The organism is Liquorilactobacillus mali (assembly GCF_001437155.1).
GTDB lineage: Bacteria > Bacillota > Bacilli > Lactobacillales > Lactobacillaceae > Liquorilactobacillus > Liquorilactobacillus mali_A.
The window spans coordinates 49365-62471 of record NZ_JQAR01000009.1; the positions used below are offsets into that span (position 1 = coordinate 49365).

Consider the following 13107-nt stretch of genomic DNA (forward strand, 5'->3'; position numbering starts at 1 on the left):
TTTTTTTATGGAACAGGAATGGGTAAAAGAATTTAAACAATATTTGGCAGTAGAAAGAAGATATTCTGATGATACAGTCAAAGCATATACTGATGATTTAAGACTCTTCAATGATTTTCTCCTTGAGAATGGTGGTTCCTCATCTTTTTCACAAGTAAATCGATTTGATGTACATGTTTTTATGAGTTTTTTGTATGATAAACATTATCAACCATCATCAATTGCTAGAATTATTTCAAGTTTGCGTTCTTTTTACAGATTTGCGGAAAAAAACAGCTATGTTAAGAACAATCCTTTTGCCTATGTTCAATTAAAGAGACATCCGCGTGCCTTGCCACGCTTTTTCTATGAAAAAGAAATGACGGCTCTTTTTGAGGCAACTGATGGAGATGAGCCAATCTTAATCAGGGATAAGGCGTTACTAGAAGCTCTTTATGCGACTGGAATGCGTGTTAGCGAGTGTACTGGACTAACTTTGCAAGCGGTTGATATGGAGATGCGAGCAATGTTATTGCATGGTAAAGGTAATAAGGATCGCTATGTTCCCTTTGGCACATATTGTCAAAAAGCACTAGAAAATTACTATGTTAAGGTTCGAACACCATTAATGGCGAAGTATAAGAAAGAGCATAATTTTGTATTTGTAAATCATTATGGTGATCCGTTGACTGCCGCTGGGATTACGTATATTCTAAAGAAAATCGTCAGCCGCAGCATCTTGACCACACAGATACATCCCCATGAACTACGTCATACTTTTGCAACACATATGATGAACAACGGTGCTGACTTGCGAGCAGTCCAAGAACTGTTGGGACATAGCAGCTTATCTACTACGCAAATTTATACACATGTTACAAAGGAACACTTACAACGAGATTATCGTAAGTTCTTTCCACGGGCATGATAAAATTTAGGAGGAATATAAAATGACTGGTGTATCATTTCACGCAACAACAATTTGTGCAGTTCGCCATAATGGACATACTGCAATGGCCGGTGACGGACAGGTCACAATGGGTGAAAAAGTTATAATGAAGGGTACTGCACGCAAGGTCAGAAGAATCTATAACAATCAAGTCGTTGTTGGTTTTGCTGGAAGTGTTGCGGATGCTTTTAATTTAGAAGAACGTTTTGAAAGAAAATTAGATGAATATAGCGGTAATCTGCAGCGAGCAGCTGTTGAGTTAGCCCAAGAATGGCGGAGTGACCAAGCTTTGCAAAAATTAGAAGCACTCTTAATTGTTATGAATAAAGACGAATTATTAATGGTGTCTGGGAGCGGTGAAGTAATTGCACCCGATGATGATATCTTAGCAATCGGTTCTGGTGGTAACTTTGCCTTAGCGGCTGCAAAGGCTATGAAGGAATATGCTTCAACGATGTCTGCAGGCGAAATTGCTAAGGCTGCTATTAATATCGCAGGTGATATTGATATCTTTACCAACCATAATGTAATTGCAGAAGAACTTTAAGAAGAGAAAGGATCTTTTAAATGAACCCTATTGAAAAAACCCCAAAACAAATTGTTAAGGAACTCAATGCTTATGTAATTGGCCAAGATAAAGCCAAAAGGGCAATTGCAGTTGCATTACGTAACCGCTACCGCAGGATGCAGCTTTCAGGAGAAATGCAAGAGGAGATCACACCAAAGAATGTTTTGATGATTGGTCCGACGGGTGTTGGTAAAACCGAAATTGCAAGAAGGCTGGCTAAAATTGTTCAAGCTCCCTTTATAAAGGTTGAGGCCACTAAGTTTACTGAAGTCGGATATGTCGGTCGAGACGTTGAGTCAATGGTTCGTGACTTGGTAGAAGTTTCATACAAAATGGAAGCGGAGCTCCAGTTTGACAAGGTACGTTCAGAAGCTCGAGCAAATGCCAATAAACGTTTGGTAAAAATACTTGTACCAGCTATTAAAAAAAATAAGAAAGAAGGGGTAGAGGAAATAAATATCACACAAATGTTTCAAGAAATCCAAAGAGGCCAAGCCCCTAGCCTTGAACCTGTTCAAAAAGAAGTAGTCACAGAGAAGATTAAGAATGAACGTTTATCTGTAAAGGAAAAGCTGAATAAGGGTTTGCTTGAGAAACGAGAGATTACTATAGAAGTTGATGATACTTCGCAAAAAACGAAGGGATCATCAGGGCTGTTAAGCCAGGTAGGAATTGACTTGGGAGATGCTTTAAGTTCTTTGGCTCCAACAAAAAGGGTTAAACGAACCATGACTGTGGCAGAAGCACGTGAATATTTTACTCATGAGGAAGCTAAAAAACTCATTAATACTGCGGATGTTGCTGATCTAGCGATTAAACGTGCAGAAAATACAGGAATTATTTTTATCGATGAAATTGATAAGATCACATCTAAATCACAAAGAAATAGCGGTGAGGTTTCACGTGAAGGTGTTCAAAGAGATATCTTGCCTATTGTCGAAGGTTCGCAAATTCAAACAAAGTACGGTCTAATTAATACAGATCACATTTTATTTATTGCTTCAGGAGCTTTCCACGAAAGCAAACCCAGCGATTTAATTGCCGAATTGCAGGGTCGCTTCCCTATCAGGGTTGAACTTGATGAATTGAAGGCAGAAGACTTCGTTAAAATATTGACGGAGCCAAACAACGCATTAGTAAAACAATATATTGCACTGATTGGTACAGATAATGTTAAAGTTACATTTACAATTGAAGCAATCCAAAAGATTTCCGAGATAGCATATCGTGTCAATCATGAGAATGAAAATATTGGGGCACGTAGATTGCATACGATTCTTGAAAAATTATTGGAGGACTTGTTGTTTGAGGGACCAGATATGCAGATGGGTGACATTACAATTACCGAAGCATACGTACAGAATAAGATTGGCAATATTGCGGCAGACAAGGATCTAAGCCAGTATATTCTATAATAATCGTTGAATGAAGGGAAAATAAGATGACAATTAGCTTAGAAAATACATTCTTGAAGGTTTCTTTTGATGAACATGGTGGTGAACTGACGAGCTTATTCAACAAGAAAAATAAACTTGAATATCTTTGGCAGGCTGACCCTAAGTATTGGGGCCGTCATGCACCAGTCCTGTTTCCAATCGTTGGTAGACTAAAAAACGATGAATATAGCTATGAACAGCATAAGTATCGAATGACACAACATGGATTTGCCCGTGATACGGATTTTGAAATTGAAACAAAAACTGATAAATTTGTAATTTTCCGTTTGGAATCGAACGAAGAAACTATGCAAAATTATCCATTTGAATTTGTATTGCGTATCAAGTACGAACTTATGAGCGATACATTAAAGGTTAGCTACTTAGTTGACAATCCAAGTAAAAATCAGTTGCTGTTTTCTGTTGGTGGTCATCCGGCTTTTAATGTTCCCCTATCATCCACAGAAACATTTTCTGATTATCATGTAGCAGTTACTCCCAATAAAATTTATCAGCAGATTCAACTTCAGGGAAATTACAGTGATTCTAGCCACCCGCTTGATTTTACAGCTGGAGCTATTGATGTTACGAGAGAAACATTTAAAAATGATGCAGTTATTTTGAGGTTGGAGGAGAAAAGTACAGAGCTAACACTAACAACGGCCCAGGGGAAAAATGGTATTCGTTTCAATACGGGTAATGCTCAGTATGTTGGAGTCTGGTCGAAATATCCGGAAGAAGCCCCATTTGTATGTATTGAACCATGGTGGGGTTTGGCTGACGATGTAAGTGCCAGTGGCGAGCTAACTGAAAAGGTTAGCGTACATGTACTAAAAACCAATGAAAGTTTTAACGGCTTTTATAAGATTCAGGTTTTTTAAAAAGAATATAAAGTAGGAAAATCGTTATTTATGCAGAATAAATAAGGGAGCCAGGTCAAAATTTAACTTTTGGACCCAGCTCCTTTATTTAACTGAATATAAATTGTTGTAGTATGCTTAGACTATGCAATTTACCGTTTATTTTTCTTCCTGTAAACCAAACCAAAAGGGACTAAGTTCTCATTACCATTTTTGATTCGCGATAAATTTCCCTTGTGGCGATAGAAAACGAAAACTGTTAGAATGAGTGCAATAACTGTCAAAATCGGGTCATGGAAGAATAACGATAAGATTGTAATCAATGTCATTCCCACCATACTTGCAATACTGACCATGCTTGAAAGATACAGGGTGGTCAGGAATATAAGCCATGCAACAACAAAGAATAACGGACTATACGCGAGTAGAATACCGGCACTGGTTGCAACCGCTTTACCGCCCTTAAATTTCGCAAAAATTGGAAAAACATGACCAATAACGGCGGCACATCCTATTATCAAAACATTGATATGAACATCGAAAAAATAGGGTTGACATGCAGCAAGTGTCCCTTTTAGCATATCAATTAATAAAACGATTACTCCTGCTTTTTTCCCAAGTACTCTGAAAGTATTCGTTGTTCCCATGTTGCCACTTCCGAATTGGCGAATATCCTTATTATAGAATATTTTACCAATCCAAATACCTGATGGAATTGATCCAAGAAGGTATCCTATTATTAACATTAATACAATAGTCGAATCCATTACAGATTGACCTCCTTTAGCTTAATACGACCTATTCTATCATTTTTTTGGCATTATCTACAAATCTAATTTTATTACTGCGAATTTACTAACCACTAAAACAAGTGATTACTTTACAATTTGCAATTTCATAAGGTATGATATTCAAGTTGGAACGTAAGAACGAGCATTAATTCAATACTCCATGAAGTAGAAGGGGTTTAATATATGGAAAAAACAAATTACAATGATGATTCAATTCAAGTGTTAAAGGGATTAGAGGCTGTCAGAAAAAGGCCAGGGATGTACATTGGGTCAACTGATAGTCGTGGATTGCATCATTTGGTATATGAAATAGTTGATAACGCCGTTGATGAAGCACTATCCGGATACGGTAAGGAAATAAATGTGATTTTGCATAAAGATAATAGTATTTCAGTTGTAGATCATGGACGTGGTTTGCCTGTTGGAATGCATTCTTTAGGAATTCCGACTGTTGAGGTCATATTTACAGTTCTTCATGCCGGTGGAAAGTTCGGTCAAGGTGGCTACAAGACATCTGGTGGTTTACACGGAGTTGGTGCCAGTGTTGTCAATGCTCTTTCTTCAAAATTGACTGTTAATACCATTAGAGATGGTATTGAGTATGAAGAAGACTTTAAAGATGGCGGGAAACCTATTGGCACACTGCGTAAGATTGGAAAAACTAAAAAAACAAATGGTACTACAGTAACCTTTAAACCTGATGAAACCATCTTTACGACCACTAAGTATAACTATGACACATTGGCTGAGCGACTACGTGAATCGGCCTTTTTATTAAAAGGTGTCAAGATTACAATCACTGATGAACGAACCGAACAAGAAGATATTTTTTATTTTGAAGATGGAATTAAGGAATTTGTTGCTTATCTCAATGAGGATAAGGATACATTGGGCAACGTAATGTATTTTGACGGTATTAAAGGCGGCATTGAAGTTGAGGTCGCTGCTCAATACAATGATGGTTATTCCGAGAGTATCTTGTCATTCGTAAATAATGTTAGGACTAAGGATGGCGGCACACACGAAGCTGGCATGAAATCGGCTTGGACAAAAGCATTCAATGACTATGCTCGTCAGGTTTCTTTGCTGAAAGAAAAAGATAAAAACTTGGAAGGCAGTGATGTTCGTGAGGGACTTACTGCTGTTATTTCGATTCGTGTTCCAGAAGAACTATTGCAATTCGAAGGACAGACAAAAGGAAAGCTTGGAACACCAGAGGCACGTTCAATAGTTGAGAGCGTTATCTCTGAACAACTGGGCTTTTACTTAATGGAAAATGGTGAATTTGCGCAAGACCTTGTTAGAAAATCGTTGAAAGCTAGAGAGGCTAGGGAAGCTGCACGGAAAGCAAGAGATGAGAGCAGAACTGGCAAGAAAAAGAAAAAAGAACGATTGTTATCCGGTAAACTGACACCTGCCCAATCTAAAAATGCTAAAAGAAATGAATTATTCTTGGTCGAAGGTGACTCTGCTGGCGGTTCGGCTAAGCAAGGACGAGATCGGAAATTTCAAGCAATCTTGCCATTACGCGGTAAAGTGTTGAACACCGAGAAGGCTAAGCTGTCTGAAATTCTCAAAAATGAAGAAATTAATACGATGATTTATACAATTGGTGCTGGTGTTGGTACGGAATTTACAATAGATGATGCCAACTATGACAAAATCATCATCATGACTGATGCCGATACAGATGGTGCGCATATTCAAACATTGCTATTAACATTCTTTTATAAGTACATGAGGCCAATGATAGATGCTGGGAGAATATATATAGCACTACCGCCCTTATACAAGATCCAAAAGAAGATTAAAAATAAGAATGTAATTAAGTATGCTTGGACCGATGATGAATTGCATTATGCAACTAAAGAAATGAAGAAGGGTTACACACTGCAAAGGTTCAAAGGTCTGGGAGAAATGAATGCTGATCAACTCTGGGAAACAACAATGAATCCAGAAACAAGGACGCTGGTTCGGGTCAAGATTGAAGATGACACTCTGGCAGAGAAGCGTGTTACGACTCTGATGGGTGATAAGGTAGAACCACGACGCAAATGGATTGAGAAAAATGTTCAGTTTACACTAGAAGAAGACGGCAGTTTATTGGACAACACAGTTGCTGCAGGGGCACACCATATTGAAGAAAAGCAAGAAGGGAGTGTTGAATAATGGTTGAAAACCAAGTCAGTAAAATTCAAGAACTCTCACTTGAGGCTGTTATGGGTGAACGCTTTGGACGTTACTCCAAGTATATCATTCAAGAACGTGCTCTACCTGATATTAGAGACGGTTTAAAACCCGTTCAGCGTCGCATCTTATACGCGATGAATCAGGATGGTAATACTTACGAGAAAGCATTTAGAAAATCTGCAAAATCTGTAGGTAATGTGATGGGGAATTTTCATCCCCACGGTGATAGTTCGATCTATGAAGCAATGGTTCGCTTGAGCCAATCATGGAAACTCCGCGAGCCGCTTATTGAGATGCATGGAAATAATGGATCGATGGATGGTGATCCACCTGCAGCCATGCGTTATACGGAAGCGCGTTTAAGCCAAATATCAGGTGAGCTGCTTCGCGATATTGATAAAAACACAGTTGACTTTGTTCCCAATTTTGATGATACAGATATGGAACCAACCGTTTTACCAGCACGCTTCCCCAATCTGCTTGTAAATGGTGCAACTGGGATATCTGCAGGATATGCTACTGAAATTCCGCCTCATAACCTCCATGAAACGATTCAGGCACTACTTTATTTGATGAGTCATCCTAAAGCTACACTTGATGATCTTATGGAATTTGTGAAGGGTCCGGATTTCCCAACGGGAGGAATTCTGCAGGGAATAGATGGGATTATTAAGGCTTATACTACTGGGCGCGGACGCGTTATGCTACGGGCGAAAACAGAAGTCGAATCCTTAAAGGGTAACAAAGAGCAAATTGTCATAACTGAGATACCTTATGAAGTTAACAAAGCGATTCTTGTGAAGAAAATAGATGAAATCCGCTTGTTAAAGAAAGTTGAAGGTATTGCTGAAGTTCGTGATGAAAGTGACCGTGAGGGGTTACGTGTCGTAATCGAATTAAAACGAAATGCCAATCAAGAAGGTATCTTAAATTATTTGTTCAAGAATACTGATTTGCAGATATCATACAATTTCAACATGGTTGCAATTAATAATATGCGGCCTGAAAATGTAGGGCTGAAACAAATATTGACTGCCTATCTTGAACATCAAAGAGTTGTAACAACAAGAAGGACTCAATTTGAACTTGAAAAGGCTCGTGAACGCGAACATATTGTTGCTGGGTTAATCAAGGCATTGTCAATTTTAGATGATGTAATTAAAACGATTCGTGCAAGCAATAATAAAAAGGATGCAAAAGACAATTTGGTTGTCGAGTACAGTTTCACTGAAGCACAAGCTGAGGCTATTGTGTCATTACAACTCTATCGTTTAACAAATACTGATGTAACTGCTCTTCAGGCGGAAGCAAAGGAATTGACTGATAAGATCAGAAAATTTGAACTTATTCTGGCAAATCCAAAAGAATTGGATAAAGTTATCAAGAAGGAAATCTTGGCAATTGACAAGAAATATACATCTGAGCGAAAAACGGTTATTCAAGACAAAGTTGAACAGCTGAAGATCGAAACAGAAGTTCTTGTTGCTCCCGAGGATGTTGTTGTTATGGTAAGTAGAGATGGTTACCTTAAGAGAAGTTCCCTGCGCTCATTCAATGCATCTGATGTTACAGAAAATGGTTTGAAACCTGAGGATTCGGTTGTGTATCAGGAAACTATAAATACGCTTGATCATTTCTTTATCTTCACAGATAGTGGGAATGTGATATATCGTCCTGTGCACGAAATTCCTGATTATAAGTGGAAAGACACAGGTTTACATCTTTCCCAGTCAATAGGACTCAAACCAGATGAGAAGATTCTAGCTGCATTTGCCTTTAAAGATTTGGAACAAGCTGGTAATTTTGTTCTTGCTACAAAAGAAGGGAATATCAAACAAACTGCTTTTGCTGATTTAAAACCTGGTAGAACTTATAAATCCAGAGCGAGTCAAGGTATGAAGTTAAAATCTGATACGGATAAGTTGATATTGGTTAATTTTGTACAGTCTGAGCAGATTAATGATATGTATGTTTTTGCAATCACACATGGTGGATATGGGCTAAGATACTTGTTATCTGAGGTTCCAGTATCAGGTGCTAAAGCCGCAGGTGTTAAGGCAATGGACTTACGAGATGACTTTATTGCTTCGGTCTTGTTGGTAACAGGTTCTGAGCAGGTTGGAATTCTTACGCAAAGAGGTGCATTCAAGCGAATGTCAGTAGCTGAAGTGTCCCCTACAACTAGGGCAAGACGTGGTGTCCAAGTTTTACGGGAACTAAAAAGAAATCCTCATCGTATTGAGTTTGTTTCTTTATTATCGAAAGAAGAACCTCATGATTTGACGATAATCACTGACAAACAAGAAACAGTAACGATCAATCCATTTGAACACCCTGTAGGTGATCGTTATTCAAATGGTTCGTTTGTAGTTGATACGGCTACTCAGGGTAACCCAATAAGATTTATAGTAACAAAAGAGAAAAAAGAAGAATAATGATTAATAGTCCTGTTAGAAGTTAGCGAAAGCTAATTTTTAGAAGGACTTTTTTTTAATAATTCACAATTAATGTTATTTATTTTACTTTACTATCTTTTTTTCACAAATAATTCATACATTAGACATACAGCTGTCAAATCAATATTTTAAATTATTATATGGGTAATAAAGAGTTTATTTCTGCTTATTTTGGGAGTAGGGAAAATAACGACTTTATTATAAATTATGGTATAGGGGTCTTTGGATGAAGAAAAAGTATTTATATGAAGTTGATTTAATGAGGTGTATTTTCATTTTTGGGGTACTAGCAAATCATGTAACATCATCATTTATTGCTAGCTTATCAACCGATTCAGTTCCACAGTTAGTTTTGTTAATGACACATTTATTGTTGCATTTCACAAGAATGGGATTCATGTTCGTTACAGGGTTAGTACTATTTTTACAATATTATAAAAAAGATCAGGTAAATTATCTGGCCTTCTGGTACAAACGCTACAAGGGTGGTGGAGTGCCTTACTTATTTTGGAATGGATTTTTCTTAATATTTGTTGCTATTGCAGCAGGCGACACTTTGAATTTTCACAGTTGGGTAACAGATTGGTATTCGGCTTTGATTCATGGGGATCAATTCTATATGTACTACATTTTGGTGACATTTCAGCTTTATCTGATTTTTCCATTATTACTTAAATTGTTTAAGAAGTTGAATGGTTATCATCTATTGATATTCTCAATCAGCGCGTTAATCCAATTATTTTTCTTAATCTGGACAAAATATATATATCCAGAGATGAATCATGATAACTGGCCATATTTACTGAAGTACTACGGCAACTTTGTCTTATCATACCAATTCTATTTTATTGCAGGTGGCTTTGTTTCAATTCATTATGATGAGGCCAAGGTATTCATCACAAAGTACCGAAAAATCGTCTATACACTCACTGCCTTACTAGGATTAGGAACGTTTGTTCTGTTTTACATTAACTGGTATATTCTCAAGTTAGGCAAACATTATACAGAGCTAGTACATCAGCCTTACTTGATGATTTATGCTTCACTCATGATTTGTACTGTTTGGTGTCTTAGCCTTTCATATGCGAGTCACAGAACGCAACCACGATGGGAGAAATTTGCAAGATTCGTTTCCTTATCTTCAAAGTTATCTTTTGGTGTCTATCTGACTCAAACTATTGGGCTGACACTTTTAGCGTATATCTTATTGAATATTAAGGGGTACTTGAATGAATGGGTCTTATTCCTGCTATTACCAGTAGGATATTTAGTTGTTTTGGGGACTTCATGGCTAGTGTCATTCATTCTCTACAAAGTTCCTCCATTTGGAATATTGATTGGACGCCCACAAAAGCTTAGGAGGAGTAAATAATGACAAAATTAACTACAGAACTTGCTATGCATTTAAAAAAGAATGTTAATCGTGAATTTTTAAAAGATGAACGAATGAACAAATGGTTTACTGGAAAAGACGTAGAAGAAGACATAACAAAGCTTCAAAAAATTTTTTTAGACGCCCATATGGGCAGTGGGGACATTGCATTTATGTGTCTTGAAAATTCCGCTGCATATATTCCAATCAATCAGGCTTTGTGGCGGTTGGGTGTCACTGCACATCCCGTTTCTGAGAGTACCTCTGATGTAGAACTTGTCAAAGACTTTCGCGAGAATCATTATGCGGCAATTATTTTTAATGACAGCCGTGCCGAAGTTTTCAGTAATTTCACTGAATTAGATAAGCACACAGTTCAGTTGCATACATTTGAAGATTTGGTCATTCTAACAAGAAATGATTTGAACATAGGTGAGAAGGAAGCTAAGCCAAATGAGCAGTCATATGGTTGGATATTGAATACATCTGGAACCACCGGAAAGCCTAAGAAGGTTGGCCTGACTCATGAGATTATGTTAAAGGCAGCGCACTATGACATGGGGAGCCATCGTTTAAGTGCAGATGATACTGTTTTGATTATAATGCCAATGTTTCACATTAATGCACAGGAATTAATCGTTGTTTCTACACTTCTATCGGATGGGAGGTTAGTGATTGCACCTAAGTTCAGTGCAAGCCGTTTCTGGCAGCAGGTGATGAAGAATGATGTTACATGGTCCTCAGTGGTTCCTACAATTGTTTCTATCTTATTAAAAAATGAGAAAGCCTTAGCTCAATTTGACCCAAATCACAAACTTCGCTTCGTTAGATGTGCTTCTGCGATGCTTCCGGTTAGCCGTCATAAGAAATTTGTAAAAAAGTTTGGTGTTCCGTTGCTTGAAGGGTATGGCATGACAGAATCTTGTAGTCAATGTACTTTGAATCCATTAGATAATATAAAAATTGGTTCAGTCGGTAAACCATACCATACTGATGTAACAATTATAGATGGGGATGACTTTACTGATGCACCAGGAATTCATGGAGAGATTGCAATTCGCGGTGATCACGTAATTACGAGCTATCTTGATCCACATCCCGACTCCTTTAAAGATGGTTGGTTCTTAACAGGTGATTTAGGCTACTTTGATGAAGAAGGTTATCTGTGGTTGGAAGGTCGTAGTAAAGATGTTATTAATCATGGTGGTGAAAAAGTCAGTCCATCGGTTGTCGAAGATGTTCTTGGAAACCTGGACTTCATTAAACAAGTTGCAGTCGTGGGATTGCCTGATGAACTATATGGCGAAATTGTAGCGGCTGCCGTAATTGATGATACCAAAGATTCTGAGACTCTGGCAAAACACCGTCAACGAATTATTGATTATGCAGCAACACATCTTGCTAAGTATCGGAGACCAACTGAAATCTTCTTTTTAGATGAATTTCCATTAAATCCAACTCGCAAGATATTAAGGCCAAAATTGGCAGAGATACTACAAGAAAAGAGGACTGTGAAATAGTATGAAGAATCTTAAAAAAAGTTTTATCGCAATTCTTTTATTATTTTGGTGTGGGATTGCTGTTTATGGCTGGCACCTGACAAGAGAAGATGCTGGAAGTTCCAGCTTAAAGAATGTCGTACTTGGGTATCAAGCTGGAGATGAATTCTATATCTCTAAAATTAGAGGCCAGTTCGTTAAAAAGATGAAGGCGAAGGGATACAATGTTAAGTTCAAGGAATTCCAAAATGGTGCGGCAATGATGCAGGCACTTGCTTCAGGTAATGTCGACTACGCGCGTGTAGGAGATACGCCGCCCGTATCTGCCTTGGCATCGGGTACTAAATTAACTTATGTGGCAGCTGGTGGAACAAAAGCAAAAGGTAGTGGAATTCTGATTCACAAAAACTCTTCAATCAAAACATTGGCGGATTTAAAAGGTAAAAAAGTTGCATACACTAAGGGTACAAGTTCACAATACATGCTGCTGAGGGCTCTTAAAGTAGCCGGATTGAGCAATGATGATATAACATGGGTCAATTTAGATTCTGATGCTGCAAGTGTTGCATATTCTAAAGGAAAGGTTGATGCTTGGGCTAACTGGGATCCTAGTGTAGCACAAGTTGAAATAACCGAGAATTCAAAGCTGCTTGTTGATGGTACAACTACAAAGGCACTCAACCGAAGCTTCATTGTTTCACCAACAACATATGCAAGCAAAAACAAAACACTAAGCAAGCTAATTATTAAATATACTGAGCAAGATATGAAGTGGGCTAACAAGAATCATTCTAAATTGATCAAAAAAATGAGTGCAGATTTAAAACTTTCTAAGAAGGTGGTTCGTAGATCTGTTACCAGAAGAACGTTCTCAATGAAAGCAATGTCAAAGAGTGTCGTAAAAGAGGAACAGGAAATTGCTAATGTATTTTACGACAATAACATTCTTACAAAGAAAATTGATGTTTCAAAACATGTTCAGTACCTTAAATAATTAATAAGGAGAA

10 protein-coding genes are annotated in these 13107 nt (G+C 37.7%); 9 read left to right on the forward strand and 1 reads right to left on the reverse strand.

The features are described from left to right. Positions 1-7 precede the first annotated feature (7 nt). The 4 genes from xerC to IV36_RS05715 are packed head-to-tail and all read left to right on the forward strand — an operon-like array spanning position 8 to position 3813. Positions 8-907 (forward strand): tyrosine recombinase XerC, encoded by a 900-nt coding sequence (gene xerC / locus IV36_RS05700; RefSeq protein ID WP_056991216.1) that lies wholly within the window; start codon positions 8-10, stop codon positions 905-907. A gap of 22 nt (positions 908-929) precedes the next feature. Further along, on the forward strand, positions 930-1475 hold the full coding sequence (hslV, locus tag IV36_RS05705) for an ATP-dependent protease subunit HslV (RefSeq protein WP_056991217.1): 546 nt from the start codon (positions 930-932) through the stop codon (positions 1473-1475). Between the two features lie 20 nt (positions 1476-1495). Continuing rightward, positions 1496-2911, forward strand: coding sequence for an ATP-dependent protease ATPase subunit HslU (hslU, locus tag IV36_RS05710; RefSeq protein WP_056991218.1), 1416 nt, complete (start codon positions 1496-1498; stop codon positions 2909-2911). 26 nt (positions 2912-2937) lie between these two features. Then, on the forward strand, positions 2938-3813 hold the full coding sequence (locus IV36_RS05715; protein WP_056991219.1) for an aldose 1-epimerase family protein: 876 nt from the start codon (positions 2938-2940) through the stop codon (positions 3811-3813). 131 nt (positions 3814-3944) lie between these two features. Here the strand turns inward: IV36_RS05715 and plsY are convergent, their stop codons facing one another. Further along, positions 3945-4559: a glycerol-3-phosphate 1-O-acyltransferase PlsY gene (gene plsY / locus IV36_RS05720; protein WP_056991220.1), complete on the reverse strand. Its 615-nt coding sequence runs from the start codon at positions 4557-4559 to the stop codon at positions 3945-3947. A 207-nt stretch (positions 4560-4766) separates the two neighbouring features. On the opposite strand from plsY, the gene parE reads away from it, so the two are divergent. The 5 genes from parE to IV36_RS05745 all read left to right on the forward strand — a co-directional run bounded on the left by parE (position 4767) and on the right by IV36_RS05745 (position 13094). After that, positions 4767-6752: a DNA topoisomerase IV subunit B gene (gene parE / locus IV36_RS05725; protein WP_056991221.1), complete on the forward strand. Its 1986-nt coding sequence runs from the start codon at positions 4767-4769 to the stop codon at positions 6750-6752. Further along, positions 6752-9208: a DNA topoisomerase IV subunit A gene (parC, locus tag IV36_RS05730; RefSeq protein WP_056991222.1), complete on the forward strand. Its 2457-nt coding sequence runs from the start codon at positions 6752-6754 to the stop codon at positions 9206-9208. The genes parE and parC overlap by 1 nt, the downstream gene beginning before the upstream one ends. A gap of 247 nt (positions 9209-9455) precedes the next feature. Further along, positions 9456-10601 carry an acyltransferase gene (locus IV36_RS05735; RefSeq protein WP_056991223.1) on the forward strand — a complete coding sequence of 382 codons (1146 nt, stop codon included), beginning with the start codon at positions 9456-9458 and terminating at the stop codon, positions 10599-10601. Continuing rightward, positions 10601-12121 carry an AMP-binding protein gene (locus tag IV36_RS05740; protein ID WP_056991224.1) on the forward strand — a complete coding sequence of 507 codons (1521 nt, stop codon included), beginning with the start codon at positions 10601-10603 and terminating at the stop codon, positions 12119-12121. The genes IV36_RS05735 and IV36_RS05740 overlap by 1 nt, the downstream gene beginning before the upstream one ends. Position 12122: 1 nt before the next feature. Beyond that, on the forward strand, positions 12123-13094 hold the full coding sequence (locus IV36_RS05745; protein WP_082623718.1) for an aliphatic sulfonate ABC transporter substrate-binding protein: 972 nt from the start codon (positions 12123-12125) through the stop codon (positions 13092-13094). Positions 13095-13107 lie beyond the last annotated feature (13 nt).

Coding starts and splice junctions, on each gene's coding strand:
- IV36_RS05715 (WP_056991219.1), top strand. CDS start 2,938: ATGACAATTAGCTTAGAAAATACATTCTTGAAGGTTTCTTTTGATGAA.
- parE (WP_056991221.1), top strand. CDS start 4,767: ATGGAAAAAACAAATTACAATGATGATTCAATTCAAGTGTTAAAGGGA.
- parC (WP_056991222.1), top strand. CDS start 6,752: ATGGTTGAAAACCAAGTCAGTAAAATTCAAGAACTCTCACTTGAGGCT.
- hslV (WP_056991217.1), top strand. CDS start 930: ATGACTGGTGTATCATTTCACGCAACAACAATTTGTGCAGTTCGCCAT.
- plsY (WP_056991220.1), bottom strand. CDS start 4,559: ATGGATTCGACTATTGTATTAATGTTAATAATAGGATACCTTCTTGGA.
- IV36_RS05740 (WP_056991224.1), top strand. CDS start 10,601: ATGACAAAATTAACTACAGAACTTGCTATGCATTTAAAAAAGAATGTT.
- xerC (WP_056991216.1), top strand. CDS start 8: ATGGAACAGGAATGGGTAAAAGAATTTAAACAATATTTGGCAGTAGAA.
- IV36_RS05735 (WP_056991223.1), top strand. CDS start 9,456: ATGAAGAAAAAGTATTTATATGAAGTTGATTTAATGAGGTGTATTTTC.
- hslU (WP_056991218.1), top strand. CDS start 1,496: ATGAACCCTATTGAAAAAACCCCAAAACAAATTGTTAAGGAACTCAAT.
- IV36_RS05745 (WP_082623718.1), top strand. CDS start 12,123: ATGAAGAATCTTAAAAAAAGTTTTATCGCAATTCTTTTATTATTTTGG.